At 68.5% G+C, this 25,692-nt stretch carries 28 protein-coding genes and 4 pseudogenes; 12 read left to right on the top strand and 20 right to left on the bottom strand.

Translation table 11 applies throughout. The features are described 5' to 3' along the window. Positions 1-37 precede the first annotated feature (37 nt). Positions 38-310 (top strand): HPr family phosphocarrier protein, encoded by a 273-nt coding sequence (locus OG963_RS03065; RefSeq protein ID WP_093771239.1) that lies wholly within the window; start codon positions 38-40, stop codon positions 308-310. Between the two features lie 376 nt (positions 311-686). On the opposite strand, the gene OG963_RS03060 is transcribed toward OG963_RS03065, so the two are convergent. Next, complete coding sequence (locus OG963_RS03060) at positions 687-1,934, bottom strand: hypothetical protein (RefSeq protein WP_371798314.1); 1,248 nt, start codon at positions 1,932-1,934, stop codon at positions 687-689. Positions 1,935-2,267: 333 nt separating this feature from the next. On the opposite strand from OG963_RS03060, the gene OG963_RS03055 reads away from it, so the two are divergent. Continuing rightward, complete coding sequence (locus tag OG963_RS03055; protein WP_176902113.1) at positions 2,268-2,666, top strand: GNAT family N-acetyltransferase; 399 nt, start codon at positions 2,268-2,270, stop codon at positions 2,664-2,666. A gap of 216 nt (positions 2,667-2,882) precedes the next feature. Here the strand turns inward: OG963_RS03055 and OG963_RS03050 are convergent, their stop codons facing one another. Both OG963_RS03050 and OG963_RS03045 read right to left on the bottom strand, forming a co-directional pair. Next, on the bottom strand, positions 2,883-3,704 hold the full coding sequence (locus OG963_RS03050) for a hypothetical protein (RefSeq protein WP_093771245.1): 822 nt from the start codon (positions 3,702-3,704) through the stop codon (positions 2,883-2,885). A gap of 215 nt (positions 3,705-3,919) precedes the next feature. Next, a complete protein-coding gene (locus tag OG963_RS03045) occupies positions 3,920-4,531 on the bottom strand; it encodes a dihydrofolate reductase family protein (protein ID WP_093771247.1) in 612 nt (203 codons plus the stop codon). A gap of 884 nt (positions 4,532-5,415) precedes the next feature. Between OG963_RS03045 and OG963_RS03040 the strand changes: the two genes are divergently transcribed. The 6 genes from OG963_RS03040 to OG963_RS03015 all read left to right on the top strand — a co-directional run bounded on the left by OG963_RS03040 (position 5,416) and on the right by OG963_RS03015 (position 9,743). Next, positions 5,416-5,928, top strand: a complete 513-nt coding sequence (locus tag OG963_RS03040) for a GNAT family N-acetyltransferase (protein WP_093771249.1) — start codon at positions 5,416-5,418, stop codon at positions 5,926-5,928. A gap of 49 nt (positions 5,929-5,977) precedes the next feature. Next, complete coding sequence (locus OG963_RS03035) at positions 5,978-6,118, top strand: hypothetical protein (RefSeq protein WP_371798313.1); 141 nt, start codon at positions 5,978-5,980, stop codon at positions 6,116-6,118. 142 nt (positions 6,119-6,260) lie between these two features. Continuing rightward, positions 6,261-6,515 (top strand): hypothetical protein, encoded by a 255-nt coding sequence (locus tag OG963_RS03030; protein WP_371798312.1) that lies wholly within the window; start codon positions 6,261-6,263, stop codon positions 6,513-6,515. Positions 6,516-6,591: 76 nt separating this feature from the next. After that, a complete protein-coding gene (locus OG963_RS03025; RefSeq protein ID WP_371798311.1) occupies positions 6,592-7,434 on the top strand; it encodes a hypothetical protein in 843 nt (280 codons plus the stop codon). A gap of 246 nt (positions 7,435-7,680) precedes the next feature. Continuing rightward, positions 7,681-8,490, top strand: coding sequence for an alpha/beta hydrolase (locus OG963_RS03020; RefSeq protein WP_362272946.1), 810 nt, complete (start codon positions 7,681-7,683; stop codon positions 8,488-8,490). Further along, positions 8,490-9,743 (top strand): SpoIIE family protein phosphatase, encoded by a 1,254-nt coding sequence (locus OG963_RS03015; RefSeq protein ID WP_371798310.1) that lies wholly within the window; start codon positions 8,490-8,492, stop codon positions 9,741-9,743. The genes OG963_RS03020 and OG963_RS03015 overlap by 1 nt, the downstream gene beginning before the upstream one ends. Positions 9,744-10,315: 572 nt before the next feature. Here the strand turns inward: OG963_RS03015 and OG963_RS03010 are convergent. From OG963_RS03010 to tnpA, 4 genes and pseudogenes are all read right to left on the bottom strand, one after another. Beyond that, positions 10,316-10,876: a histidine phosphatase family protein gene (locus tag OG963_RS03010; RefSeq protein ID WP_371798309.1), complete on the bottom strand. Its 561-nt coding sequence runs from the start codon at positions 10,874-10,876 to the stop codon at positions 10,316-10,318. 133 nt (positions 10,877-11,009) lie between these two features. Beyond that, a complete protein-coding gene (locus tag OG963_RS03005) occupies positions 11,010-11,528 on the bottom strand; it encodes an MFS transporter (RefSeq protein WP_371798308.1) in 519 nt (172 codons plus the stop codon). 110 nt (positions 11,529-11,638) lie between these two features. After that, positions 11,639-11,746: pseudogene (locus OG963_RS03000) on the bottom strand (transposase); the annotation flags it as partial. 99 nt (positions 11,747-11,845) lie between these two features. Next, positions 11,846-12,274, bottom strand: a complete 429-nt coding sequence (tnpA, locus tag OG963_RS02995) for an IS200/IS605 family transposase (RefSeq protein ID WP_371798307.1) — start codon at positions 12,272-12,274, stop codon at positions 11,846-11,848. 50 nt (positions 12,275-12,324) lie between these two features. Between tnpA and OG963_RS02990 the strand changes: the two genes are divergently transcribed. Together OG963_RS02990 and OG963_RS02985 are read left to right on the top strand one after the other, a co-directional pair. Continuing rightward, entirely contained in the window at positions 12,325-13,542 is a 1,218-nt protein-coding gene (locus OG963_RS02990) for an RNA-guided endonuclease InsQ/TnpB family protein (protein ID WP_371798306.1), read from the top strand. A 671-nt stretch (positions 13,543-14,213) separates the two neighbouring features. Then, complete coding sequence (locus OG963_RS02985; RefSeq protein ID WP_371798305.1) at positions 14,214-15,380, top strand: alanine--tRNA ligase-related protein; 1,167 nt, start codon at positions 14,214-14,216, stop codon at positions 15,378-15,380. Between the two features lie 213 nt (positions 15,381-15,593). Here OG963_RS02985 and OG963_RS02980 read toward each other — a convergent pair. Both OG963_RS02980 and OG963_RS02975 read right to left on the bottom strand, forming a co-directional pair. Next, positions 15,594-16,160: pseudogene (locus OG963_RS02980) on the bottom strand (amidohydrolase family protein); the annotation flags it as partial. 395 nt (positions 16,161-16,555) lie between these two features. Beyond that, positions 16,556-16,903 carry a hypothetical protein gene (locus OG963_RS02975; RefSeq protein WP_030922574.1) on the bottom strand — a complete coding sequence of 116 codons (348 nt, stop codon included), beginning with the start codon at positions 16,901-16,903 and terminating at the stop codon, positions 16,556-16,558. Between the two features lie 602 nt (positions 16,904-17,505). On the opposite strand from OG963_RS02975, the gene OG963_RS02970 reads away from it, so the two are divergent. Beyond that, positions 17,506-18,264 carry a hypothetical protein gene (locus tag OG963_RS02970; RefSeq protein WP_371798304.1) on the top strand — a complete coding sequence of 253 codons (759 nt, stop codon included), beginning with the start codon at positions 17,506-17,508 and terminating at the stop codon, positions 18,262-18,264. A 187-nt stretch (positions 18,265-18,451) separates the two neighbouring features. Here OG963_RS02970 and OG963_RS02965 read toward each other — a convergent pair whose 3' ends face one another. From OG963_RS02965 to OG963_RS02925, 9 genes and pseudogenes are all read right to left on the bottom strand, one after another. After that, positions 18,452-19,000 (bottom strand): DUF1062 domain-containing protein, encoded by a 549-nt coding sequence (locus tag OG963_RS02965; protein WP_319739892.1) that lies wholly within the window; start codon positions 18,998-19,000, stop codon positions 18,452-18,454. A 225-nt stretch (positions 19,001-19,225) separates the two neighbouring features. Then, positions 19,226-19,546 (bottom strand): annotated as a pseudogene (locus tag OG963_RS02960) (IS5/IS1182 family transposase); the annotation flags it as partial. Between the two features lie 13 nt (positions 19,547-19,559). Beyond that, positions 19,560-19,739: pseudogene (locus tag OG963_RS02955) on the bottom strand (cysteine hydrolase); the annotation flags it as partial. 46 nt (positions 19,740-19,785) lie between these two features. Further along, on the bottom strand, positions 19,786-20,331 hold the full coding sequence (locus tag OG963_RS02950) for a hypothetical protein (RefSeq protein ID WP_319739893.1): 546 nt from the start codon (positions 20,329-20,331) through the stop codon (positions 19,786-19,788). 93 nt (positions 20,332-20,424) lie between these two features. Continuing rightward, the gene (locus OG963_RS02945; protein WP_319739918.1) at positions 20,425-21,219 is read right to left on the bottom strand and encodes an oxidoreductase; all 795 of its coding nucleotides are present in this window, start codon (positions 21,217-21,219) and stop codon (positions 20,425-20,427) included. 276 nt (positions 21,220-21,495) lie between these two features. Continuing rightward, positions 21,496-21,870, bottom strand: a complete 375-nt coding sequence (locus OG963_RS02940) for a VOC family protein (RefSeq protein ID WP_319739894.1) — start codon at positions 21,868-21,870, stop codon at positions 21,496-21,498. 606 nt (positions 21,871-22,476) lie between these two features. Then, positions 22,477-23,094 (bottom strand): TOPRIM nucleotidyl transferase/hydrolase domain-containing protein, encoded by a 618-nt coding sequence (locus OG963_RS02935; RefSeq protein WP_093771275.1) that lies wholly within the window; start codon positions 23,092-23,094, stop codon positions 22,477-22,479. A gap of 277 nt (positions 23,095-23,371) precedes the next feature. Continuing rightward, positions 23,372-23,617: a hypothetical protein gene (locus tag OG963_RS02930; RefSeq protein ID WP_093771277.1), complete on the bottom strand. Its 246-nt coding sequence runs from the start codon at positions 23,615-23,617 to the stop codon at positions 23,372-23,374. Then, complete coding sequence (locus OG963_RS02925) at positions 23,601-23,852, bottom strand: DUF6400 family protein (RefSeq protein WP_093771279.1); 252 nt, start codon at positions 23,850-23,852, stop codon at positions 23,601-23,603. Before OG963_RS02925 ends, OG963_RS02930 begins: the two co-directional genes overlap by 17 nt. 310 nt (positions 23,853-24,162) lie before the next feature. On the opposite strand from OG963_RS02925, the gene OG963_RS02920 reads away from it, so the two are divergent. Next, a complete protein-coding gene (locus tag OG963_RS02920) occupies positions 24,163-24,390 on the top strand; it encodes a hypothetical protein (protein ID WP_143019970.1) in 228 nt (75 codons plus the stop codon). Between the two features lie 276 nt (positions 24,391-24,666). Here OG963_RS02920 and OG963_RS02915 read toward each other — a convergent pair whose 3' ends face one another. Together OG963_RS02915 and OG963_RS02910 are read right to left on the bottom strand one after the other, a co-directional pair. Beyond that, on the bottom strand, positions 24,667-24,954 hold the full coding sequence (locus OG963_RS02915; RefSeq protein ID WP_093771283.1) for a YkvA family protein: 288 nt from the start codon (positions 24,952-24,954) through the stop codon (positions 24,667-24,669). A gap of 17 nt (positions 24,955-24,971) precedes the next feature. Next, positions 24,972-25,226, bottom strand: coding sequence for a WhiB family transcriptional regulator (locus tag OG963_RS02910; protein WP_093771285.1), 255 nt, complete (start codon positions 25,224-25,226; stop codon positions 24,972-24,974). Positions 25,227-25,692 lie beyond the last annotated feature (466 nt).

Genomic DNA, 25,692 nt, shown 5'->3' with positions numbered 1-25,692 from the left:
ACTCCGTAACGCCCACCACCGAACAGGAGAGTTCACCATGCATCAGCGCACTGTCGCCGTGGGTTCCCGCAGCGGTCTGCACGCCCGCCCGGCCTCGTTGCTCGTCCAGGCGGCGACTCGGCAGCCGGTCAAGGTGACCATCAGCAGGGACGGTCAGAGCGCCGTCGACGCCCGGAGTCTGCTCTCCGTGCTCGCCCTCGCGGCCCAGTACGGCGACTCGGTGGTGCTGGCCGCGGAGGGCGACGGCGCGGAAGCCGCGGTCGAGGAGCTGGCCACACTCCTCGCCAGGGACCTTGACGCCACTCCGTGACGTCAGCGGCCACCGCCGCCCCCGCGCGCGGCAACGTCCTCGGGGGCGGCGGGCGTTGTGCCGCGCCGCCCGAGGCGGTCGTCAAGGTGATGTTTGACGGGGTCAGGAGGAAGTGACGCGAGCCGTCATCGGCCGATGGCTCCTTCCTCGCCACTCGGATCGACGGCACCTCAGCGGGCTGACCACGCATCAAGGGAAATTCAGAGGGGCCAAGGATCTCGCTGAGCCACCGGCGTGCTCTGTCAGGCGGGAGTGAGCGCTTCAGTCGGCAGTTGAGCACATCAGTTGGCACCCTGCGCCCGGGGTGGTCGCAGGCTGCTGTTTCGGTGGTCTTCTCGTTACTGAACTCTGCGGGGTGCCCCCGGGGAACCAGAGGTCAGCCACCGCGCTTCAGGCGTACGACGACGGGGGCGTCGAAGGGGTCGCCTGACTGGTTGACCTGGACGTTTCCGGCGCCCAGCCACTCGTCGGTGCCGGGTACCCGATGGATCTCAGTCAGCCACAGCGACTGGTTCGACCCCTTGCGAGCACCGGTCGACGCGGGCAGGCGGTGGCGCTTGATCTTCACGCATCGGCCGTCGTCGGTGAGGTACCAGTTGCCGTCGAGGAACAGGCCCTCGTCGTCCTGGCCCACCGGGATCCGCAGCGCGCACCCGCCGGGCGCGGGCTCCTGCTCGACCCACTTGGAGCCGTCCCAGCGCAGCCGGATGAACTCGTCCGCGGGTTCGTTCTCGACCTCGCCGTGGTTGAAGCTGTTGCTGCCGTACGCGCGCACCTCACCGCTGTCGAGCGCGAAGACCTGGCTGAGACCGGCGCTGGGCTCCGGTGGGATCGGCTCCTCGAAGCGTGCCTGTGGAGTCTCCACCGACTTCCAGGACGTGCCGTCCCAGTGCATCGAGACAGGCTGGCTGTACCGCTCGCCGTAGCCCAGCTCGGTGCCCGGCCCGGTCGAGCGGCTGCCGACCGCCCAGACGTCGTCCGGTCCCACCACCGCCAGGTCGGAGGCGCCGTACGGCAGCCGGGTCGTGGTCCAGCGGGTACCGTCCCAGTGCTCGGCTCTCTGCTCGCCGCTGAGGGCCCAGATGTCGTCCTGGCCCGCAGCCTCGAAGTCTCCGACAGGGCCCGGCGGGGGTTTCGGCACCGCGGACCAGCGGGTGCCGTCCCACCTCGCCCAGGGGGTTACGCGGGCGCCCTCTTGATAGGTATGCGGCCGCAGCCACAGGGCGTCTTCGCCGGCCTCTTCCAGCACGGGCGGGTAGTCGGTGGTGCCGAGAGCTTCTGGAAGGGGCTCGCGCTTCCACTGCGCACCGTCGTAGTGCAGCAGGTGGGCGTTGGGCTTGCCGTTGTTCTCGGTCCCGACCGCCCAGATGTCGTCCTCGGCCAGGACGGCGACATCGGTGAGGTCTCCGCTGAAGTCCGCGATGTGCTCGAACTCCCAAGTGAGGGTGCTCGCAGAAGCGTTCGGCGGGGCGTCCTTGCCGCCGGCGTCCGCCGCGTCGGCGGAGCCGGTGGTCCGGGAGTCGGCCGGCTCGGAGTCCGTACCGCACGCCGCAGCCGTGAGCACAGTGGCCAGCACGGCGACGGCCACCATGCCCCTTTGCCTGATTCCCGCAGCTCTGAGCATGAATGCACCCCCCTGTTGCTCCTCCGCGGAGCGGTTGTCAGCGAGCGGGCAGCGTACCGGGTCCGGCGGTGCGGCGCGCTGGGGCGGGGGACCGAGGAGTCACCACCATGGCCGTGGACGGAGTACCTGTTGCTCCCGCTGTCCGACAGCCTGGCCGACGACACTCACTGACCTGCTCGGGCTTGACGAATCTTCTTCCACAGAAGGATCAACATGCTCAAGCGCCAGATCTTCGGTCGCGCGGGCTTTCAACTCCTCCGCAGGCGGATTCTCCTCACCGTGCAATCGAGGCCGGTCGGTAACGGACTGCGTGCGGGGATTACGATCCGGGGCGTGGCGATCAAGTATGAGTGGCGAGGTGACTTCGACAATGCGTCTCTCGACGCGCTGCACGCCGACGGCTTCGGCACCATCCCGGTAGCTCGGACCGACTGGCGAGCGCGAGTTGAGTACCACAGCCTCGGCTGGGTCTGCGCGTGGGAGGAAGGCGTTCTGAGCGGCTTCGTCAACGTTGGCTGGGACGGCGGTGCTCACGCCTTCATCCTGGACACGGTGGTCGCCCGGGATCGCCGGTCGAGAGGGGTCGGCGCCGCGCTTGTCGCGGTCGCGGTCGAGGAAGCGCGTGCCGCGAAGTGCGAGTGGCTTCACGTCGACTTCGAGGAGCATCTGAGGTCGTTCTATTTCGATGCCTGTGGCTTCACGGAGACGTCGGCCGGGCTGATCGCCCTCTGACGCCAACGCCCAAGCCATCGGCCCGGTACGCGCGGCCCCACTCGATCTCGGTTGCCACGAGGAGTGGGTCCGTGCCATCTGCGGCATGCGATGAGGGAGGGAAGGGGGCTCCGGGAGCATTACGTGCCGGCACCCGGCGCCCCGGCCCCGGCCAGATCCCGTGAACGGGTCCGGGCACAGGGACGGACGCTGAGCGTGGAGTCACATGCCACTCACTCAGGCCAGGCAGTTGCGGGGGAAGAACGCCCAGGCGATGCCGCCCGCCAGGCGTTGGCCGTTCCATTTCGCCATCACCCACTGGCGGCTCTTGGCGACATAGCGCACGTCGACCTGCTGGCCGGGCGGCACGGTGCCGAGCGGGTGCGCGGGCACCGCCGCGCCGGAGCCGTAGGCCGCGGCGGCTCCGATGTTGCCGTAGACGGTGCAGGAGGTGATGGAGGAAGTGACCTTCAGACCGCCGCCCTTGTTCTCGCTCCACACGCCCCACGGGCTACACAGCGCATCGGTGGCCGTGTCCGTGCAGAACACGTTCTCGGAATGCCACCAGTTCAGCTGGTCAGGGCTGCCGTCGGCCTTGCTGGAACCGACGACGTTCGGCCCGCCGGCGCAGCTGCCGGACGTGAAGCCGCCGTGCTCGAAGGCGAATTTGCTGGTGCCGTACGCGTAGGCGCAGCCATCGAAGCTGCCGCCCGCATAGCCCCAGGGCCAGCGGTCGATGCCCTCGGTGTTGCCTGCGGTGGCGTCGCCGGTGTCGCGGATGTCCATATGGTCGGGGCCGGGCTTGACGCTGCCGTCGGCGAAGGCGAAATCCTGGCCGAACAGGTAGCCGACCATCGGGCCGTTGGCCTTGTAGCTCAGCAGCACCCACCCGGGGCCCATCCCGGTCTGGGCATGGCTGTCCTCGGCGGCACTCTGGATCCGGTCGACGCCGTAGCCCCAGGCCTCGGCGGGATGGGGAGTCAGTGCCAAAAGCAGCCCGGCCAGGGCGGCGGCGATCGCGGCGATGAGCGCCGGGCGATGGGCGGAGTGGGGGTGCATGCGCACTCCTCGTGTCGAAGGGGCCCACTCGGGCGGCAGGCCGACGCGAAGAGAGGTTCCCAGGGCATGGGCACGCCAACAAGACCGCGTACGGTGCCCGCGGCCTGGACCCACGCTCTGCGGAACGTACATGTAGGACGATCCATGATTGCCGGTCGAGGTACGGGAGTTCGACCGGCGATCATTTCGGACGGTGCCGATCCGGCACCGGTGGCCTACGCGTCGGCCCCGTAGGTCCCGTACTGCGGAAGCCCCGTCGCTTCGAAGGTGTGCACCGAGAGGCCGCCCGGTGTCGTCCGATGACTGACGAGCCGCAGGCCGGCCGGTGCTCCGCCGTCCGGGAACAGACGTCGGCCCTGGCCCACCACGACCGGGGCGATCACGAGCCGCAATGTGTCGATCAGCCCGGCGGCCAGCAGTGACTGGGCCAACCGGGCGCTGCCGTGGATCTGCAGTTCCCGGCCGGGCTGCCGCTTCAGCTCGGCGACCTGGGCGGGGACGTCGTCGGACAGGATCGTGGTCGGGGTCCACTCCGCCTTGGTCATGCTGTGGGAGGCCACGTACTTCGGCAAGCCGTTCAAGATGCCGGCGAAGGGATGGTCGGTCATCTTCGGCCAGTCCCGCGCGAAGTTCTGATAGGTACGGCGGCCGAAGAGAAATGCGTCCGCCTCGCCGAGCCAGCTGCCGACGAGCCGGTCGAACTCCTCGTCCAGGTGCGGCACGAACCAGCCACCCCGCGTGAACCCGTCGCTGGTGTCCTCGTCCGGGGAACCCGGCCCCTGGGAGACACCGTCGAGCGTCAGGAACTCCTGCACAACCAGCTTCATCGCGCACCACTCTCTCTTCGACTCGAGGCCGATTCAGCCGCTTCGGCGGGGAGACGCGACCGCCTCCACTCCTTGGACGCCGTGGCGCGCAGAGACTCATCGGTCCGAACGCTCATGACCGTGGCGGCCTGCGCGAGCCCGCGTGGATCCGTCAACAGACTTGCAGGTCGGATGACAGGCGAGGAGCGCACAGGGCCTGCCGTTCAGTCGGACGGGGGACTCGGGCCGGTAACCGTGTGCGTAGGAGCACCACGATCGTTGCCGCGTCCCGAGGGCTGGAGAAGTGCAGCAGCGCGGATTTCATCCGCGCCCTGCGTCTGGTCCTCTTGGCGCTGCCCTCGGCGCGGGTTCAGATGATCCGCCCGTCTGTGTCCCGTACGAGGCGGTGGAACCCGCCCTTCGGACCGGCACGCCCGCCTGCGGCGTCGGCACGCTCACGAGTTGAGGCGGAAGGAGATCTCGACTGCGAGCACCACGGCGAGGGAACGGCCGGCACGCTGCCATGTGCGTGGCCCCAGCCGAAGCCGGAGCGCCTCGGCCCGAACCAGCTCTGCCTTTTCTCGTCCCCACCACGGCCACGGCCACGGCTTCGGGGGACACCTCCGCCCGCTCGGTGCCGGTAACTGATCAAGGCGGCCGCGCCGAGCCCGACCACGCCCCGTCGGACCACGCGGGACGTCACCAGGAATGCGCCCGTCGTCAACGAGAACGCGAGCGCGGTGGCGCCGCCCGCCTCCGCGAGGCAGACGACCCCGACGATCGACGTCAACCGGAGAGGCGTCCGGTACTCCAGCCACAGATCGTCATGTGCCCTGGTGCTGGGGCTGTCCGTCGGCGGCGGAAAATCGGGTGACCTGGGCGCACCAGCTGCGTAAAGTCGGGCAATGCCCGAGCTGAAGCGACTGCATGTCGACCACACCTCGGCGGTCCTGGCCTTCGAGCTGGCGAACCGCGCCTACTTCGCCGCCTCGATCTCCGACCGCGGCGACGCCTTCTTCGACCAGTTCACCGACCGGTTCAATGCCTTGCTGGCCGAGCAGGGGGCTGGCATCTGCGCCTTCTACGTGCTCGTCGCCGAGGACGGCTCGGTACTCGGCAGGTTCAACCTGATCGATATCGAGGACCACACTGCGGAACTCGGCTACCGGGTCGCGCAGCGTGTCGCCGGCCGCGGCGTGGCGACCGCGACCGTCCGAGAGCTGTGCCGACTTGCGGCGGACCGGCACGGGCTGCGCACACTGCGGGCGGCCGCGGCCCGTCAGAACACCGCGTCCCAGAAGGTGCTGACCAAAGCCGAGTTCGTCCCCGTCGGCCCGGCCGATCCCGCCCACCTCGGTGGTAAGCCGGGCACCTGGTATCAGCGCGAGCTGGTGCTCCCGCCGTACAGCACGTTGTAGCCGGGAGGCCCACTGCAGGAGTACGGCGGCCACCATTGATCACCGGTGTGTGGAGACCGGCGATCTGGCGGCGGCCGCTGCTGGTGACGGTGTGGACCCGGCCTGCTGGCAGGAGGCGTTCGAAGCCCTGATGGGCCGGACGGCGGGCCGGTTCTCACGGGTGGAGCTCCGGCACCGGTTGGTTGGCTGACCTGGCGCTGGGGCTGCTGTCGGACCTGCCGGCCAGAACTGCCGGAGGATCGACAAGTGCGCCGGCGAGGCAACCCCGGAGGGCATGCAGCACCTGCTCGGCCGTGCCGGAAGGGATGCCGCACCGGCGCACGACGACGTGGGTGAGTACGCCCTGGGGCATCGGCGTGACCCTGCGGACCACGCTGGACGAGCGCCAGGTCGGCTACGTGCTCGCCGTCGTCCGCTCCGCGGAAGTCGCCACCGATGCGGGGAAGTTCCGTCCGATGCCCTGGCAGCGAAGATGCCCAGGAGGGCCTGGCGGAAGCCGTCGGCCGGAGCCGGAGCCAAGGGCCACCGTCTCTACGACCGGGCCGTCATCGATCTGGCCGGGCCTCGCCCCCGACCACCAGCCCTGATCCGTCGCAAGTGCGCCACCGGCGAACTCGCCTACCGTCGTCGGCAAGACGCTCCAGGGCGGCCTAGGGTTGGCCCATGAGCACGGCAGACGACGACCGCATCGCCCTCGATCTCCTCGATGCCCACCTGGAAGACCTGTGGCGGGCAGCCGGCGAACTCCAGCGGGGAAACCGGGCCGTCGTCCTCGAGTCGCCGCGCGAGCTGGACGGGGCTGCTGCGGACGGTGCGGCCACGGAACTCCTGCGGTGGGGGTACGGCGAGCTGGCCGGCATCCCGCGCTCGCCGGCCGACGTGTTCGCCCGCAGCGTCGGCAGCACCATCACGGAGCTGCGGCGGCGCCGCAGCCCCTGGAACGCGGCGGCCCTGCGCCTGCTGGAGGACCCGTACGTCTTCCTCGCCACCGGTCCGCGCCGGCACGAGGACTGGGCCGAGGACGTTCTCGCCCTGATGCACCGCGAGGTCCCGGACCCGCGCGGCTGGCTTCGGATCGACGCCGACCGCACCAACGATGCCCGCTACGTCGTGCCGACGTACCCCTTCGAGCCGCCGTCCGCCGCCGGGTTCCGGGACCGCCTGCACGAGCTGGAGCCCGCGGGCGCCGTCACCGCGCTCGCCGTCATGGCGGAGGAGTGGGGCGACGACCGGCCCGTCCGGAACCGGCCGGAGCGCGACGCCCTGCTGGCCGACGCACGGTTCCTGCTGGACCGCTACGGCCCGGACGCCCAATTCTGGACGAACGCCCGAAACGCGGCCTCGGACCCAGCCCGGGACTTCGTCCAGGCCGGCCTCAAGGGGACGAAGGTCCACGGGTTCATCACAGGCGAGTACATCAACGGCCTCGACCTGCTCGAAGAGCTGGGCCTCATCGCCGTGTCCGGCGACGAGGTCGGGGTCTTCTGGTCCTTCGGCGCGTACTGACACCGGCTCCCCGGGCACGCAGACCTGTCCATCGCCCTCGCACGTCACTCCTAGGCCGTTCTCTGCGGATCACCCGCGACGCCGGCAACCCGGCCATCGAAGACCGTGTCCGAACCCTGCGCACCGAACTCGACGTCGCTGGCCTTACCTCCATGACGCCCACCCTCGAATTCGCCGTCGCCTTCCACCGGACCGTCCTGCCGGCGGCGGCTTTCTCTCTTCTGCGTCTCTGCGAGGATGTGTCGCATGGACGTGCGAAGCAGGAACCACGTGAAGGTGTCCGGCCAGATGGACGGGCCGGTGGTGATGCTGGCGCACGGGTTCGGGTGCGACCAGAACATGTGGCGTCTGGTGGTACCCACGCTGGAGCGTGACTTCACGGTAGTGCTCTTCGATCACGTGGGCGCAGGCCGCTCGGATCTGTCGGCGTGGAGCAAGGACCGGTACTCCAGCCTGGACGGGTACGTGGAGGACATGCTGGAGATCTGCCGTGAGCTGGATCTGGGGCCGGTGACGTTCGTGGGGCATTCGGTGAGTGCGATGATGGGCGTACTGGCCGCTGCCCGGCATCCCGAGTACTTCGCGGGTCTGGTGCTGCTGGCCCCCTCGCCCTGCTTCATCGACGACCCCACGGCCGGCTACCGGGGCGGCTTCAGCGCCGAGGACATCGAGGAGCTGCTCCAGTCCCTGGACGCGAACTATCTCGGCTGGTCGGGCGCCATGGCCCCGGTCATTATGGGCAACCCCGAACGTCCCGAGCTGGGCGAGGAGCTGACCAGTAGCTTCTGCGCCACCGACCCGGACATTCAGCGGGTCTTCGCCCGTGTGACGTTCCTGTCCGACAACCGCGCCGACCTGGCCCGGGTGACGGTGCCCACCCTGGTCGCCCAGTGTTCCAGCGACGCCATCGCCCCGCCCGAGGTCGGCGCCTTCGTGCAGGAGCAGATCAAGGACAGCCGGCTCGTCACCCTGAATGCCACCGGCCACTGCCCTCAGCTCAGCGCTCCCGAGGAGACCACCGAGACGATCACCGCGTTCGTGGGAACACTGCGGTGATGTGCCAGTCCGACGGCGACCAGGACCGCGACCCGGAAGAACGCACGGACGACGACCAGACGTTCTCGGTGCTGCTGGAGGACAGCGTCGAAGACCTGTACGAGAACGCCCCGTGCGGGTACCTGTCCACGTTGCTGGACGGGCAGATCGTCAAGGTCAACGCCACTCTCCTGGACTGGCTTGGCTACGAGCGCGGCGACCTGGTGGGCCACAGGACGTTCTCCGACCTGCTCACCGTCGGCGGACGCCTCTACCACGAGACGCACTTTGCGCCGCTGCTGCGCATGCAGGGCGAGATCAGAGGCATCGCACTGGAGATGAAGGCGGCCGACGGCAGCCGCCTGCCGGTCCTGGTGACCTCCACGGTCAAGACTGGCGGCGACGGGCAGCCGCTGCTGATCCGCACCACCGTCTTCGACGCCCGCGACCGCCGCGCCTACGAACAAGAACTCCTGCGCGCCCGCCAGGAGGCCGAGCGCGAACGTGAACGCCTGCAGCAACTCACCGCCACGCTCCAGCAGACGCTGCTGCCCCCGGCCCTGGCAAACGTGCCGGGACTGGACGTCGCCGCGCACTACCACATCGCCTCGATCGACGAGGTCGGCGGCGATTTCTACGACCTGTTCCCTCTGGCGAACGGCACGTGGGGGCTGTTCCTTGGCGACGTGTGCGGCAAGGGCGCCGCCGCTGCCGCCGTCACCTCGCTGGCCCGATACACCCTGCGCGCCGCCGCGGTCTACGACCCTGCCCCGGCCGCGGTCCTGGGCAACCTCAACACCGTCCTCAACCACGAGTACAACGGGAGCGACCCCAGGTTCTGCACCGTCCTGTTCGGCCTGCTCATCCCGGATGACGACCAGGGCGGCTTCCGCATCATCCTGGCCAGCGGCGGCCACCCGCCCGCGCTGTTGCTACGCGCCGACGGCACCGCCGACTACCTGCCCACCCCCGGCGGCCAGCTCATCGGCGTCCTGCCCGACGCCCACATCACCACCACCACCTTCCGCCTCGACCCGGGCGACACCCTGCTCCTCCACACCGACGGCCTCACCGAAGCCCACACCTCCATCTGCGGCGACCGCTACGGCGACGACGCCCTCCTCGACTTCGCCCACTCCCTCGCCCCCACCACCGCGCAGGACGCCATCAGCGCCATCCGTGAACTTCTCGACACCCTCGGCACCGGGGTGGACGACGACACGGCACTCCTGGCCGTCAGCGTGCCCCACTCCGAACGTGAAGAGCGGCAGTGAGCCAGCTGGAAGTCCGTACGCGAACCACTGCCTCCGGCCCCGTCATCGAACTGGCCGGGAACTCGACCACGACAGCGCGCCCGGGATCCTCGGCCTCCTCCCCGGGCCGGCCATCGAGCCGGGCCAGCAGCTCGTCGTCGACCTCGGCGGGCTCACCTTCTGTGACTCCACCGGCATCCCTGTCCTGATCGCCGCTCGCAACGTCGCCCTTGCCGCCCACTCACCATCGCCCTGGCCGCGGTCCCCGACAGGGTCAGCAGGATTTTCAGCATCGTGGGCCTCGATCAGGTCTTCCCCGCCCACGCCACCATCCAGGCAGCCGAAGTCGGCTGGACGCCCCCAGCCGACTGACTCGCATCCCGGCAGCAGTCGAGCGGCAGACCCGCGCGATGCGCGAGCTGAGTCGGCGCGCGTTCCCAGAGCCGGAGGCGGTCCCGGACGACCAGCCGGCCCCGATCGAGGCCGCCGTCGTTCAGCGCCGTCGCAATGCCGAGGACACCCGCACCTTTGCGCTGCGGGGTGCTCGCGCCGAGCGCGCACCAAGAGATGACCAGTGCTCTGACGGCATAGGTTCACCGGATCGAGGCGGGCCAGTCGGCGGACAGCGTGTAGTGCCAGCCCGGGCGCCAGGTGGGCGGTGCTTGGAGCAGGTCTTCCAGCGGTGTTCCGGTGAGCAGATGGTCCAGTGCCCATCGGTTGGCCGAGTGGGCGATCACCAGGATTCTGCTGCCGTTCCATCCGGTGGCGAGGTCGTGGAGGAAGGCGCGGGTGGCCGTGGCGACCTGGCGGTAGCTCTGGCCTCCGGGAAACGGTTCGTCGATGTGCTGGGCTCGTTGGGCGGCGATGAGGGAGAGCGGGTGTCCGTTGAGGTCTCCGTAGTTGCACTCACGCAGTCGGATGTCTTGGTGGATCGGGGGCCGGCCGTCGGGGAACGCGGTCCGGGCTGTCTGGACAGCGCGGTGCAGGTCGGAGGTGAACACGGCCGCGAAGCCGTCGCCGGGTCGACGTTCGCCCAATTCCCGGGCCTGGCGGCAGCCCAGGTCCGAGAGTTGGCCCGGGAGCCAGCCGGTGGCGATGCCGGCTTCGTTGTCGGTGGTGGTGGAGTGTGTCTCGTAGACGATCTCGACTGACATCAGGGCTCCTGGATCTCCTCGACAAGTAAGGCTGCATGGGCGAGCGGGCGGCCACTCGACGACGCGCGTCATCGATTTGGATGCGAGTGGAACCTGACACCGTGCAGCCGGTTCGCCCGGCTACACCTCAGCGTCACGGTTGCTCGGGTGCGGCGTAGCGGTTCCTGGAGGCGCCGAGCCCGGCGGCGGTCTGCGGGACGAGCAGCACGAGCAGCAGGACGAGCGGGAGGGTCCAACTGCCGGTGGCCTGGTGCGCCGCGCCCAATGCGAGCGGTCCGACCGCCGCAAGTAGGTAGCCGTAGCACTGCGCCATGCCGGAGAGCTGCGCCGCATGCCTGCCGTCTGGTGCGCGCAGCACAATGAACAGCAACGCCAGTGAGAATGCTCCGCTTTGACCGAACCCCAGCAGCAAGACGCATAAATGCGCCGCAGAGGCGTGCGCGACCAGGAGGCCCGTGAGGACCGCCGCGAGGATGGCGAGCAGTCCTGGCCTTCCGGCCCGAACTGCAAGCGTCGGCGTGGTGAAGGCAGCCGCGATGCCGATCAGGTTGGCGAGGGACAGCAGGAGGCCTGCCTCAGCTGCAGACAGGCCCGCGTCGCCCAGGAGGGAGGGCAGGTACGCGGTTGTCGCGTAGAACCCCAGAGACTGCACGCCCATCCCTGATCTTGCGTGGGTATCCCCGGCTTCAGCCGGGGAGGGAGGCGCATCCTTGGTCCGAAGGCGTGAAGCGCCGGAGCTTTCTGCGCTTGCAGGAGTGACGGTCAGGTAGGCCGCTTCTGGCCTTCGATGTACTGACGGATGACGGTCAGCGGTGCGCCGCCGCAGGACCCGGCGAAGTAGGAGCGGGACCAGAAGACGGACCCCATCCCTGATCTTCGCAGGGAATCCCGGCCTTCAGGCCGGGCGGGAATGCGATCCTTGGCACGGAGGCGCGGAGTGCCGGAGTTCTTTGCGCCTCGGGGTGACGGTCAGGCTGGACGCTTCTGGTTCTCGATGTAGTCCTTGACGATGCTCAGCGGTGCGCCGCCACAGGACCCTACGAAGTAGGACGGTGCCCAGAACACCGAGCCCATGCCGATCCGGTTGATCCGGCCGGTGTACTCCGCCCGCAGATACCGGGAGCTGACGCCCTTCAAGCTGTTGACCAGCTTGGACAGGGCGAGCTTCGGCGGGTAGTGCACGAGCAGGTGGACGTGGTCGCCCTCGCCGTTGAACTCGCGCAGCTCTGCGCCGAAGCTCTCGCACACGTCCCGCATGATCGCCTCGCACCTGGTCAGCATCTCGCCGTTGAAGATCTCACGTCGGTACTTGGTGACAAACACCAAGTGTGCATGCAGATGGTAGACGACGTGATTCCCTCGCCGAATATCGGGGTTCGGTTCCCAACGTGGTGACATACACCAAGGGTAGTATGCTCAAGTGAACTCGACCGAAGGGGGTGGGCTGGATGATCCGTGCGTACAGGTTCCTCATGCGGCCCACTGTGGGCCAGTCGATCGCGTTGGAGGAGATGCTCCGCGATCACTGCTCGCTCTACAACGGGGCCTTACAGGAACGCCGTGACGCCTACCGGCACGTCTCGAAGACGTCGGTGAAGTACGGCATGCAGTCCGCCCAGCTCAAGGACATCCGGGCGTTCGACCCGGAGCGGCACGGCCGTTGGTCGTTCTCGTCGCAGCAGGCCACGCTACGCCGCCTGGACAAGGCGATGCAGGCGTTCTTCCGCCGGGTTCAGGCCGGCGAGACGCCCGGTTACCCGCGTTTTCGCGGGGTGAGCTGGTTCGACACGGTGGACTTCCCGAAGGACGGGGACGGCTGCCGCTGGGACAGCACCCCGCACGAGCCGACCACCCGCGTCCGCCTCCAGGGTGTCGGGCACGTCAAGGTCAACCAGCACCGTGCCGTGGTCGGCAGGGTCAAGACCGTCTCGGTTAAGCGCGAGGGCCGTAAGTGGTTCGTCGTGCTCACTGCCGAGCAGGAACAGCCCGAGCCGCTGCCCAAGGCCGGCAGCGTTGTAGGTATCGATCTGGGCATCAGCAACTTCCTCGCCGATTCAAACGGCGAGTTCGTGCCCAACCCGCGCCACGGTCGGCGCAACGCCGATGCCCTCGCCGACGCCCAGCAAGCCCTGGCCCGGTTCCCCCGAGTCCGCCGGGACAAGCGGACGAAGAAGCACCGCCTGGCGGTCGAGAAGGTCGCCGCCCTGCACGGCAAGGCGCGCCGTCAGCGCCTCGACCAAGCGCACAAGACCGCACTCGGCCTGGTCCGTCAGCACGATCTGATCGCGCACGAGAAGCTGACGATCCGCAACATGGTGCGCGCCCCTAAGCCCAAGCCCGACCCCGAGACTCCGGGCAACTTCCTGCCCAACGGGGCCGCTGCGAAGGCCGGGCTGAACAAATCGATCCACGACGCGGGTTGGGGGGTGTTCCTCGCGATCCTGACCAGCAAGGCTGAAAGCGCCGGCCGGACAATAATCGCCGTAGACCCCCGCAACACCTCCCGGACCTGCCCCGCCTGTGGGCACGTCTCAGCGGAGAACCGCACCACTCAGGAGAAGTTCCACTGCGTCGCCTGCGGCCACCTGGCGCACGCTGACACGGTGGGCGCGATCAACGTTTTGAACCGGGCCGGGCTGGTCCGCTGTGACGCCAACCCGGCGTAACAGGAAGCCCCGTCATTTATGGCGGGGAGGAGTCACGACGGCATTCTCCTCCAGCGCGATCGCGACCCACCGGCCCCTGACGATCCTCGTTCGACGACAGCGCCTGGCGGCCGACTGCGCTTCAGTCGGTGGGGGCCGGCGACACCGAGCGGTTCGCGGCGTGCTCGCGGAGTCACCAGGTCAGTTTCCGGCACGTTGTATGCCGGGAAGCTCACCTGGAGCAGCTGCAGGCGAAACCGCGAGTAGCGTTTCCTGGAACATCGCCACGTCCATCGGATTGACCGTCACGTCCCATGATCAGTCTGTGACCGTGCCCTCCGGTCGGCACCCGAGCGCTTCGTCCGTCCAGCGTCTCTGATGCCTCGCAGACGTGGTGAGAGGCCCCCACCACCTTGTCTCGCGGGACAGTCGCGTAGGAATCCTGGCAGCAAATTCGGATGCCGCGGTGGGCAGGAACGCGTTATGGTCATCCACATGAACGTCACCGGCCCAAGCACCATCGCGACCGCGCGAGCGACCAGCTCGCCGGTTGCCGCCGCCTGACCTTCCCCTCCTCCCGGCGACCGGAAACGGTCCGTCGGTAGTGCTGTGGCGCCCTTGGCCCCCGGCCGGGCGACTGAACGGTCCCGTTCTCCGGTGCCTCCCCCGCTACGACGCGAAGGAGTCATCCCATGAAGACAGAACAGCTGGTCAGTACGTTCATCGAGTACTTCGAAGAGCGCGCCCATCGCCGGATCGTCGGCTCGACGCTGCTGCCACCGTCAGGCGACCCCGTGCTCTTCACGACCTCCGGTATGCACCCGCTCACTCCATACCTTGAGGGGCGTCCCCATCCGCTGGGCAGGCGGCTGGTCAACGTGCAGCGCTGTCTGCGCACCACGGACCTGGAGGAGGTCGGCGACGCCACTCACCTGACCGTCTTCGAGATGCTCGGCACATGGTCGCTCGGTGACTACGAAGGGCCGCTCAGTCTCGACTGGGGATACGGGCTGCTGACCGAGGGATTGGGTATCGATCCCGGCCTGCTGCATGCCACGGTCCATGCCGGTGACAGTCAGACCGGGCCGGACACCGCTTCCCATCGGCTGTGGCAGGACCGCGGAGTCCCGGTCGAACTCACCGTGGAGGACAACTGGTGGTCCAACGGACCTGTCGGACCGTGCGGTCCTGACTCCGAGATCTTCCTGTGGAGCGGTGACTGCCCACCCGAGGCCACACCCACCCGCGACGACCGCTGGGTGGAGGTGTGGAATCACGTGATGATGACCCACCGCCGGCTCGACGACGGTTCCCTCGTGCCTCTTCCTCAGCGCAACGTCGACACCGGACTCGGCCTGGAGCGGCTGGCCTCACTGCTCCAGGGCAAGTCGTCCGTGTTCGAATGCGACGTCTTCGAGCCGTGGCACCGCCTCGTGCCGACCCTGTGGCCCATGGACGAGCCCTCGCTGCGGCTGGTGTGCGACCACCTGCGCTCCGCCGTCGTGGTGCTCGGCGACGGCGTGCGCCCGGCCAACACCGGACGGGGCTACGTGCTGCGCCGCCTGGTACGACGGATGCTCACCGTTCTCTGGCGGGACGATCCTTCGCGTGGTGTCGACGACCTGCCGGTACAACTGGTCGAGCACACCCTGGACCACTTCCGGCAGGACATGCGCCCAGGCGACGTGCTCCGGCTGTTGCTCGAAGAGGAGCGCCGGTTCCGTCGGCTCCTGGAGCGCGGTCGTCAGGTGCTCGCCCGACCCCGGTTCCAAGGCCGGCTGACCGAGGAGGACTTCCACTACCTCCACGACACCCATGGTCTGCCACGTGAGATGGTCACGAGCCTGCGGCAGGAGTGAGGCCCGCGGGGGTGACGCGCTCTTGCCGCGTGGCGCATGCGCATGGCTGACCGTGTCGTACCAGAGGCGGCCGACAGCCACCGAAGGCAGCTCGGGCGTCTCGGGGGATTCGAACGCCAGATGATTGTCGAGTCGGCGCGGCAACAATGGCAGCGCCCCGCCCAGATGAGAGGCCAGGATACGCATCCGCGGATAACGCACGGGGATACCCGCCAGGATCAGATGCATGACCGCCACCGTGTCCTCGACCGGAGCTCCGACCATCCACGTCATGTCGTGCCCGATGATGAGCGGGCTGGCGGCCCCTTCGCCGGCCGGGTGGATGTACAGGACGGCACCGCGCCGGTCGAGCTCCTCGTAGAGGGGTTCGAAGAGCGGGTCGGCGAGTGTGCGGCCGAGTACGGTCGTGGTCACGCCGACACCGACCGCGCCGAGGTCGTCCAGGGCATGGACGGCTTCACGCAGGGCCGCGTCGACATGGGGGAGGGGCAGCGCGGCGAAGGCGCGGAAGCGCCCGGGGAAACGGCCCACCAGCTCTGCGTACGACTCGTTCGCCGAAGCCGCCAGCGCCACGGCGTCGGATTCGCCCGTCAGGTGCGGGGACTGCGGTGCCACGGAGAGCACCTGAAGGTCGATGCCGGCCTGATCCATCAGTGCGAAACGGCGGTCCAGATCGGCCTCGGTGGCGTCGGCGCCGATTCCGCGCTGGGTGTCGGTATCGGTCTTCCCCAGTCGTTCGAGGCGGTCCAGGTACGCCGGGGTCCACAGATGGGCGTGCACATCGATACGCAGATGGGTCACCCTTCGATGAAACGCCCACCGCGCGGTGCGGGCCAGTCGGCGGTCCGAGCGTCACGCGTTAGGCGGCGCAGTCCGCGACCCGGCGTCGCAAGTCCGTCTTGGCCGAGCCTGCCATGGGTGGCACGGGGCCCAGGCCTTGGGCAATCAGACATGGGGCATGGCTGAGCACGCTCCTCGATCAGCCTGGCAGGCGAAGAGCCAGGTCCGCTCCGCGATCGCGGGGGCGGTTCGCCGAGGGAGTCGCGACCCTGGCCGGAGCCGCACGGTCCTTGCCCGCCGGTGTTCCCGTTCCCCCGGCCCCGGTCCGCCGCGGACATGCCGGAGTGGTCCAGGAATCCCTGGCCCACCCCGGCCTCGCGCTTCATGGCCTCGTGTCAGAGGCGGGGGGCGTCGTAATATTCACCGACCGCGTCGTGATAGCCCGGGTCGCCGAGGTGCTTGTCCTTGTCGAACTCGGGTGAATCCTTGATCTCGGCCTTCGTGCGCGAGACGTGGATCTTCTTCTCCGAGGCGTCGATGAGGGTGATGGTTCCGGCAGGCAGCAGTACGTGCTTGCCGAAGATCCAGACGCCGATGTCGACCACTATGCAGGAGGAGCCGACCTCATCGGAGTGCTTGTCGACCTTGCCGATGCTTCCGTCGGTCGCCTCGACCTTGTAACCGGTCAGGTTCGTCCCGGCGGTGTAGCCCGTGGTCGGCTGGTATCCCCAGATGTCGCTCATGCCTAGCTCCTTCATTTGGTGCGGGTCGAGAGATCTGTAGTCCGCCGTCGATCAGAGTCGGCGTCTCCCTCTCGATCATTCGCGTGCCCAACCTCGGAGCTCTCACACGGTCGGATCCACCCGCCCACAGGCATGTACCTCCGGGGCCCGGTGACGGTGCTGCGTACTGGCGGCCGTCAGCGCAGGGGACGGCTCCGCGCTCTCATGGCGCAGTACTGAGAAAGGCGCCAGCGGACCTCGTCAGCACCTCGTCGGTGTTCGAACCTCACGCATCGCATCCGGTCGGTGTCCTTTGAACTCGGCGCAGAGCTTGATTGCGTGGGGGCAGTCCTGGCCGACCTGTCAGCCTGTCCGCCGTACCAGCTGGACGCGAGTGGCCACCGAGGCGGTCCGGCGGGTCACCACCCGCTCATCCGTCGTTTCACTGGTTGCCTGGCCTCGGCAGATCCGGTGGGCCGTGTACTGCCGGCGGTGGGCATGAACGCTCATCGGCCGGCGTGCTCAAATATGTGTGCGGGGGACACGTGGGAAGAGTGAGGGGCGCGGTGGGGTCGGCGGGGAACAAGGCGATACGGACGGTGTCATGGCTGCTGATCGCTGTCGTGGCTCTCGTCTTGGGGGTGGCGACGGCCTTCGAGATCCGCGGAGCGCTGGAGCGGGAGCGGGAGTTCCGTGCCGCGCCGACGTGTGCCTCCGTCCCGGTGAAGGCGTCGAGGTGCCTGTGGAAGCAGGAATTCACCGTTCGGAAGGCCGACGCGCACCGCGGAGAGAGGAACGCGTCACCGGAGGCCGAGTTGTTGCTGCCATCCGGTATGCCGTGGAAAGTGACGTTCCCGCAAACTGACCCGGTGGTGTCGGAGATGGAGCCGGACGACAAGGTCGTCGGCCTGATCTGGCACGGGCAGGTCGTCGAGGTCCGGGACGCCGACGGACAGCGGCAGCAGACGTCCTCCGGGCCCGTGGGGCAGCCCGAGGACCGCCTCGGCGGCGCCCTCGCTTGTATCTCGATCGGCTTGACCGCCCTCGTCGGAGGGCTGTGGCCACTCTTCGCGCCGGGCAAGCGGCGTCACGCGAAAGCAGCGGCTGTGGTGCGGTGGCACGGCGTCGGCATGGGCGGCGCGGCCATCCTGACGCTGTGGGCGCAGGCTGCCAACGACTGGCCGCTATGGGCGATCCCGGCGATCTGGGGGCCGCTCGCGCTGCTCACCCTGGCATCCATGGTGGCCTTCGCCATCGCTGCCCTCCGCGGCGACTTCGATGACGACGGTCCGTCCGTCCCGCCGGTACCCCCGCCACTGCCGCCGCCGTCCGTGGGCCGACCGGACGGGGCAGCAAAGGGGCCAAGGAACGCTCACCCCTGATCCGGGATGACGTCGGCCTGTGAGGCGCGGAGGTGGCGGCGGAGGACCGGCCACGCGTTGAGGCGGACCCCTGCCGTACAGCAGTAAACGCAGCAGCTGCCATGACCGGAACCGAACTGAACAGTGGCGGAGGACCTGGAGCCTGTCCGGCGGTTCATGCCGGACAGGCCCCCCTGGACCCGCGGGCTCAGCGCTTGAGCATGAAGGTGAAGTCGTCGGAGAGCTTGCCGCTCAGCGGAACTGCCGAAACAAGCTTCCCCTCCGAGATCAGTCTCTCGACCTCCGCCCGCGAAAGACCGCAACCTTCAGCGATCAGTCGCACCGACCGGACAGGGATCCGCGCCGCAAAGCGGACCGAGACGTCGATCACCTCGTGGTCGAGTTGATCCGATCCGCCGGTGTCGAGGCGCCATGCATTGTCCCAGTCGAGGGCGATGCGATTACGGTGCCGCACGACCGGATCCTGGAGCAGCTCAGCCGTCAGGCCAGGGTCGTTGCCGTGCAGCCGGTCCAGCAGCTCAGGTCGTACGGAGCGCACATTCATCCGCTCCAGGACCGTGAACTTTGCAGTTTCCCCGCAAGTGGTACAGAGCGCGAGGAACCAGGCGTCGATGAGCTTGTGGTGCGCGTTGACGCGGAATTTGCCGTTTGCCCGGAAGCGCTCGGACGCGCACGCGTGGCAGCGCCGGAGAACGAGCGGCAGGCAGGTGGGCACGACCACCCAGTTTTTGAGCACAGAAGTACACCGGTTTCAGTGAGAAGTCCGCAGCAAAAAGGAGCGCGTCGCACATGCGCGACGCGCGACTGATCAGCGCTCGGGAGGACTCACAGGGTGTACAACGGAACGTCCTTGACTAGACGACGACTAGACGACGTGGATCGGCAGCACGGTAACGGCGCACAGTGGCGCCGTTCCACCGGTTTTCGAGCGCCTCACCGCCAGGTTCCGTCCGGCGGGCCATGGACGAAGCCAGAGCCAGATCGCGGCAACGGGACGTTGTCGTGGAAGACGTGGGCCCGTCTGCCGTACCTCGTGGCCACGGTCCGGGAAGTTCTTGAACCTGTTGGTCGTCCGCTCGCCCTCGCTCCCGCGCTCGTAGATCGTCTTGTCGAAGCAGGCAGGCCGACCACCTTTGCTGCCCCGGCGCTTGAGGTTGGCCCGCTGGTCCTTCGGCTCGGGGACGGTGTGCTCCATGTGGCGTCCGCGGAAGCAACGGCGGTTGCGGAGGGAGCTGTACGCCTGGTCGCCGCCGAGGTGATCGGGGCGGGTGCGAGGACACCCACTGCCCAGGCACCCGCCTTCTGACTTCCGGACGGCACGGACGTGACCCGATGACCATGTAGATCACGGGGAGGCTTGCCGCTCGGGCGCCGTCCATCGCTCGGCGCAGACGCGGGAGATATCCGGAGCGGCCGTCCGAGACGTCGACGACGTCCCGTCGGACGTCCATCACGAGGAGGGCGCGGTTTGCCATGCCTGCCGTCCCCTTTTCACCGGGGAACACCAGCAAGTACCGGGACTCAGTCGAGCTGTTGCGGGGGATCGCGGGGATCGTCATGAGCGCGAGTCCGCGGCGTCGAGGGTTGGCGCTCCCCTTCCTGTCGCCGCCCCGGCGGCCTGTGGGGTCCCTCATGAGACGGCAGAGGAAGCCCGGCGCGTATGGAGGGAAGCGTAAGGACTGCCGTGACGGCCGTGACCTGCCACACGGCGCCGAAGCCCAGGACCCCCGGGGCACCCAGGAGTGTGGAGATCGGCCCGGCGGCGGCCGGCCCGATGGGGCCGAGAGCGAATGCCCCGAAGGAGGCATAGGCGTTGGCGCGAGCGAGCATGCCCGGCGGAACCTGACGCTGCGTCGCGGTCGCGTAGAGAGTGCCGCACACCGCCGATCCGGCGCCGGCGACCAGCGTGGTACCGCAGACCCACGGCAGCGACCGACCGGTGGCGAGGGCGGCAGACGGCAAAGACCGGCCCGCCGTCGCCACCGTGGCCACGAGCAGTGGCCGGCGCGGTGGGCGGCCGAGCATCACCAGGCCGCCGGCCACCGCACCGACCCCGTAGAGGGCCATGAACAGATCCCACGAAGCGGCCCCACCGAGCCGCCGCTCCGCGATGACGGGGCCGAGAACAAGAAGCGGTACCCCGCTTCGCCCGAGCCCGCATCAGGTGGTCTTGATCTGGCCTCCATCAATGACGAATTCGGCACCGGTGATATTGCCGGCACGCGGGGAGGCAAGGAAGACAGCGAGGTCGGCCACCTCCTGGGGTTCGGTGATCCGTCCGGTGGAGATGCCCATCTGCTGGGGCACGACCTCGTCCAAGGCCTCCTCCGCTGTACGGTCCGTGCCGGCCGTCACCGTTTCGGCGAAGCCGCCGGGGGCGGTCCAGAACGGAGTGCGTACGGGGCCGGGAGCGATGGCGTTGACGCGGACACCGCGGGGGGCGAACTCCTCGGACAAGGCCTTGGTGAGATTGCTCAGGGCGGCTTTGGCTGCTGAGTAGTCCACCACCGTGGGAAAGGGCAGCCGGGCGTTGATGGAACTGATGTTGACGATCGCCCCTTCGCCGTGGGCCAGCAAGTGCGGCAACGACGCGCGGCTGGCACGCACCGCACTCAAGAGCGTCACATCGAGGGCACGTACCCATGCTGCGTCATCGACATCGAGGAAGCTGGAGCGTGGGCTGGTGGCGCCAACGTTGTTGACCAGCACGTCGATCCTGCCGTGCCGGTCCGCCGCCTCCTGGATCAGAGCGTCCCCGCCGTCGGCATCGGCCAGATCGACCGGATGAAAGGCCACGTCGAACCGTTCGCACAAGGCAGCCAGCTCAGGTGTTTCCGTGCGGCTGCCGACAACGACGCGCGCGCCCTCACGGCCGAATGCCTCGGCTACGGCCAGGCCGATGCCCTTGCTTCCTCCAGTGATGACGGCGACCTTGTCCGTGAGATTCAGATCCATCGGATTCTCCTCCGCGGCATACATCGCCACGATAAAGCAACGCGAACCAGGTGTTTTGAGTGAGTATCGGGCCTGGGTTCGGTACAGATGCCCATCGCCACGCGGCGACCGCTGAGGACTGCCGCCTCCGCCTACACCTGCCAGGTGGGCAACCGTCTCGCGCGCCAGGACCACGTCATCGGCTCCTGCATCTCACGACAGGTAAGGGCACCTCTCACAAGGTGAGTTCAGAGCTAAGGGAGGCAGAGCGTCGACTGGCGGATCGAGCACGAGCAGTCAGCGTTTGACCAGGCAGAAGGGATGTCCAGCCGGGTCGGTGAGGACCCGCGCCCTGTCCTCGTCATGAGGCTGGTGACCGGGCTTGCTCGCACCCAACTCCAGCAGCCGGGCCTCGGCGTCGTCCAGGTCGTCCCCGACGTCGAAGCAGATGTGAAGCTGCTGGGGGACGGTTTGGTACGGCCAGCTCGGAGCTCGGTAGGCGTCGACTCTCTGAAAGCCGATGAGGAGTCCGTCCTCACTGATGAGACCGGCGAAGTCGGCGTCCGACTTCGGATGAGGTTCGAGGCCGGTGGCCTGTTGATAGAACGCCGCCAGAGCCGGCGGATCGGGGCAATCGAGTGTTATCGCACCCAACTTCATCTGCAGAGGCATGGCATCTCCGGGCCGATCGGTGGACCGTTCGATGCACACCCTAAAGGCTGACCCGTATGTCCAACTCGCGCGTCGGGAACCCGGTGAGGCCACGTCGGTGAGGGATGAGCAGGCCGGTTCCCTGGTAGCCACCGGCGATGACCGAGGCGCCGCCCGCGTCGTAGGCCAGCGGCCGCCAGGGGCGACGCAGCGTCCACCACAACGGCCGGTTGCGGTCGCGTGGCGCCCCCTTCCGCCGGCCTCCTCCTGGTGAGAGCCCGCCGAACGACGCGACGATCCCACCTCGTCCAGGCCTTTGTGCTGTGACCACGGGCGCCGGCCTTCTCCCAGCACCCTGCTGTCAGCTTCGGTGGGCGCCTTTCGTCGGTGAGGCGGGTGGTGGAACACGGCCAGGGCGCGATCGCAGCCGGTCGTCATGACCAGGATGTCTTCTTCGAACTATGTCTCTGAGACGATGAGTTGGGCACCTCGACGAGGCGTGAGGCAGGCTGCTGGGGTGCTTCCTGCCCTGCTTGACTTGGCCGCGGAGCCCTTCAACCGTCCACCTCGGGTGGACGGGCGGGACGGGGCGCCCGAAGCGGCTTTGACGGCGCTTCCGTGCCTCGGTCACAGGCTCGTGACGAGGTTGTCCAGCGGGGCCGGTACTTGGCGGAGGTCGAGGGTCTCCACCAGGAGACGGCCGTAGCGGATCTTGCGGCCCTTCTTCGTGCCGAGGAAGCGCCGCAACTGTTGCTGCCGGGGTCGACCGTGTTGTGCAGGCTGGCGCAGGAAGGTCTGCCAGGCCCGCAGGTCGCCCTCGGTCCCGATGATCTCCTCCACCCGAGACGTGCCCAGCGCGCGGATGAGTTCGTCCTCCAGGTCCGCCACGCACACGAAGAAGCCCTGGTGCGGTGCCCGGGCCCGCTCCAGGCCACGGGCGTAGAAGCGCTGCTCGCGCTCGTCGCACAGTCCCGTCAGACGCAGGCCGAGACCGGGTGGCCCGAGAAGACCGGCGTAGCGGCCGACACTCATCGCCCCGCCCATCGGCACGACGCACACGCCTTCGGAGGCCAGGTCCCTGCCACGCCGTGCGGCCAGCGTCTCGACGGCTTCGAGGTCACTCGGTCCTTCCAGCAGCACCGCCGTCCGCAGCCCCAGTTGCACAGCCAGATCATTCGCTGCTTCGCCGGCACCGCCGGCCGCCCAGCGGCTGACCGCGTCCCGAAATGCCTGCATGTCCGCCATGGAGGGAGTCTGCACTCCGCCGACCGGCACTGCACGGAATATTCGACGACCTCGCTCGACATGTCCGGCCCCTCGTCACGTGGGACCAGTCGACCGACCCCGTCACTTGTGGCATCGAGTCGGCAGAGGCTCGGGATGCCGATGGCGGGTGGTCGGCCATCGGCTCACAACGCGGCCTGCGCCGCCGCAAAATTGCTCTGACCTGCATGAATGGCAGGACAGACCGGCCAGCGCCCAGTGCTATGACCAACAGGGCACGCCGTGGGCCTGCCGTCGGTCACCAATCGGTGGTGTTGTCGTCGCGGCGGGTGATGCCCGGCCGCGTGTTCACTGACCACATGTGTGTGCACTGCGGACACTGAAGGTGGACGACCGGTCCGTTGCTGGATATCAGGTAACGCCAGTGTTCACCGCAGTTACGGCGGTCGGCGCAGGGCCCGCAGTGGCGGGCGTCGTCGCAGACGGGGCAGGCGAGCCAGGCGCGGCGGGCGATGTCGGCCTGCGGATCAATGGGCAGCCGCACGGCCCGGCTCCCCTCCTGGCAGGACTCCGGCTGCCACGAGCAGGTCGTAGGTGCGCTGCTGCTCGGCGTCAAGGTTCGAGTAAAGGAGTGTGTAGGCCTCGTCCTCGCTCTGGAGAGCGGCGACCGGGTCCCAGTCTTGCCCGAGTGCGGTCACGACCTCTGCCCGTCGTCGAGCTTCCTCGAAGGTCAGATCGATGGTGAAGGGTATGTGACCGGTGAGATTTTCCTCGTTCATTGTGCGGCTTTCGATGAGCTGTCGGAATTACACATGTATCAGGCGACTGCGGCTACGGGGAAGGGTGGCCTAAGTCGACCCGGCGCGACGCAGGGCCCGGCGCGTCGACGGGGAACCCTCAGATCGGCCGACAGCGGCGGGCCGTTGTCGGCACGGGGTGCCCACGGCGATCACGGTCCCGCGCACGGCGATGTGACGTACTTCACGGGGCTGGCGCATGGATCCGGGTGCGGTGACACGCAAGCGGGCGGTGCAGGACCGGTGCGCTCCGCCAGGGACCCGGCACCGTTCGGCAGGGCAGGTGGCCGTGGTGGACTCCGCCCAGTTCGCCGAGGCCCGGGCTATCGCACCCGTCATGGCGGTACAGGACGGGCATGCCGGTGACTGGGGGCTGCACGTGGAATGCGAGGAAGCGGGCTTCGCGCACGTGCGGTGCTTCCCGCTCGGCGGTGGTGGCAGCCCACTCGGCACCGTACGGCCCGGCAAGGTCGGAGCACGCCTGGGCGCGCCCATCGCGCGGGCGCGATCGCCTCGCTGATCGCGACTCGCCGTCGGTGCCGGCGATTCCGGGCACCGGTATCTCTCGACCACCTGGAGGAGAACCTCGCGGTGAACGATCTCGGCCGCGGTGACGAGGCCCTCTCCGATCTGCGGGGCTGATGCGTCGGCGTCGGAGGCCGACTTGCCTGCCATACCCGCTTCGACCTGGACGACCTGCCGGCCGGGTTCGACCGGCACACCACCGGTCACCAGGAGGACAAGTCCGTACGCCACCGGTCGACCGGGACCCGGTCGGGCGTGGGGCGGGCCGCCCTTATGCGGGAGGGCGGCGCCCGAGTTGTCCGCGGCCGTGGGCGGAGAGCGAGCGCAGCGCCAGCAGCAGGAACCCGATGTCGTCGAGATAGACGGGGTCAGGGATGAGGTCGACGGGACACACGGTGTAGATCGCCGCCGCCCACACCAACGCCTTGTTCCGCAGCGGAATCCCTGCGTCGATCAGCAGCCTTCTTGCCCGGACCAGCCGGATCAGAAGGACGCCGGCGACCCCCATGGTGAGCAGTGCGGCGACCGCGCCGACGAGAAGCCAGGCCGTTGAGTCCATGGATGCATCATCCGTCCTTATCCGGATTCCTGAGCACGCCTGCGGGTGCGGCGCTTCAGCGCACGCCGTTCGGCCTCACCCAGGCCACCCCATACGCCGGAGTCCTGACCGTGTTCCATGGCCCACTCCAGACACAGCTCCCGAACCGGGCATCCGCGGCACACCGCCTTCGCCTCCTCCGTCTGCACGAGTGCAGGGCCGGTGCTTCCGATGGGGAAGAACAGATCGGGGTCCTCACCACGGCAGGCCGCCTGCGTACGCCAGTTCTCCATGTGCCTCACTCCCGATGGTCGTCCTCGTTCGGTTGATACGTTTCGGGTGACCTGCAACAGGCCCCTGAAACCCCATCGGCTTCTGTCGGCCGCAATGCAGACCCTCGTACAGGCGCACGCGCCTCCTGCGTCCATGGCAATCGTCACAAGAGGGCGCACGAGATCGGCGGGATCGGGTACGGCAGGGCGAACCCGCACAACTGACGTACCGGAGAAGCCGACACGACCGCGGAGTGCGCCGCGGCCTTCACGGACCTCGGCGAACGATGAACTCGCCGAGCGGCGCCGGGCATATGCAGTGACAGCTCGCCAGGTCCGCACGGCTGTTCGTAAAAACCGGCCCTACCTGCGCCGATTCGGGATACCATCCCGATCTGGAACGAATCCCGGGGGGGACGATGACCACCAAAGTACTACCACCGTCTGTTGAAATGCCCGCCGTGCCCGCTATGCCACCCGCGCCCGC

This window comes from Streptomyces sp. NBC_01707, from assembly GCF_041438805.1.
Taxonomy (GTDB): Bacteria; Actinomycetota; Actinomycetes; order Streptomycetales; family Streptomycetaceae; genus Streptomyces.
This window is presented reverse-complemented; position numbering and strand designations above follow the sequence as displayed.

Coding starts and splice junctions, on each gene's coding strand:
- OG963_RS03025 (WP_371798311.1), top strand. CDS start 6,592: ATGAGCACGGCAGACGACGACCGCATCGCCCTCGATCTCCTCGATGCC.
- OG963_RS03015 (WP_371798310.1), top strand. CDS start 8,490: ATGTGCCAGTCCGACGGCGACCAGGACCGCGACCCGGAAGAACGCACG.
- OG963_RS03010 (WP_371798309.1), bottom strand. CDS start 10,876: ATGTCAGTCGAGATCGTCTACGAGACACACTCCACCACCACCGACAAC.
- OG963_RS02985 (WP_371798305.1), top strand. CDS start 14,214: ATGAAGACAGAACAGCTGGTCAGTACGTTCATCGAGTACTTCGAAGAG.
- OG963_RS03060 (WP_371798314.1), bottom strand. CDS start 1,934: ATGCTCAGAGCTGCGGGAATCAGGCAAAGGGGCATGGTGGCCGTCGCC.
- OG963_RS02940 (WP_319739894.1), bottom strand. CDS start 21,870: ATGCCTCTGCAGATGAAGTTGGGTGCGATAACACTCGATTGCCCCGAT.
- OG963_RS02990 (WP_371798306.1), top strand. CDS start 12,325: ATGATCCGTGCGTACAGGTTCCTCATGCGGCCCACTGTGGGCCAGTCG.
- OG963_RS02935 (WP_093771275.1), bottom strand. CDS start 23,094: ATGGCGGACATGCAGGCATTTCGGGACGCGGTCAGCCGCTGGGCGGCC.
- OG963_RS02950 (WP_319739893.1), bottom strand. CDS start 20,331: ATGGCCCTCTACGGGGTCGGTGCGGTGGCCGGCGGCCTGGTGATGCTC.
- tnpA (WP_371798307.1), bottom strand. CDS start 12,274: ATGTCACCACGTTGGGAACCGAACCCCGATATTCGGCGAGGGAATCAC.
- OG963_RS02910 (WP_093771285.1), bottom strand. CDS start 25,226: ATGGAGAACTGGCGTACGCAGGCGGCCTGCCGTGGTGAGGACCCCGAT.
- OG963_RS03020 (WP_362272946.1), top strand. CDS start 7,681: ATGGACGTGCGAAGCAGGAACCACGTGAAGGTGTCCGGCCAGATGGAC.
- OG963_RS03045 (WP_093771247.1), bottom strand. CDS start 4,531: ATGAAGCTGGTTGTGCAGGAGTTCCTGACGCTCGACGGTGTCTCCCAG.
- OG963_RS03040 (WP_093771249.1), top strand. CDS start 5,416: ATGCCCGAGCTGAAGCGACTGCATGTCGACCACACCTCGGCGGTCCTG.
- OG963_RS02975 (WP_030922574.1), bottom strand. CDS start 16,903: ATGAGCGACATCTGGGGATACCAGCCGACCACGGGCTACACCGCCGGG.
- OG963_RS02925 (WP_093771279.1), bottom strand. CDS start 23,852: ATGAACGAGGAAAATCTCACCGGTCACATACCCTTCACCATCGATCTG.
- OG963_RS03065 (WP_093771239.1), top strand. CDS start 38: ATGCATCAGCGCACTGTCGCCGTGGGTTCCCGCAGCGGTCTGCACGCC.
- OG963_RS02945 (WP_319739918.1), bottom strand. CDS start 21,219: ATGGATCTGAATCTCACGGACAAGGTCGCCGTCATCACTGGAGGAAGC.
- OG963_RS03050 (WP_093771245.1), bottom strand. CDS start 3,704: ATGCACCCCCACTCCGCCCATCGCCCGGCGCTCATCGCCGCGATCGCC.
- OG963_RS02915 (WP_093771283.1), bottom strand. CDS start 24,954: ATGGACTCAACGGCCTGGCTTCTCGTCGGCGCGGTCGCCGCACTGCTC.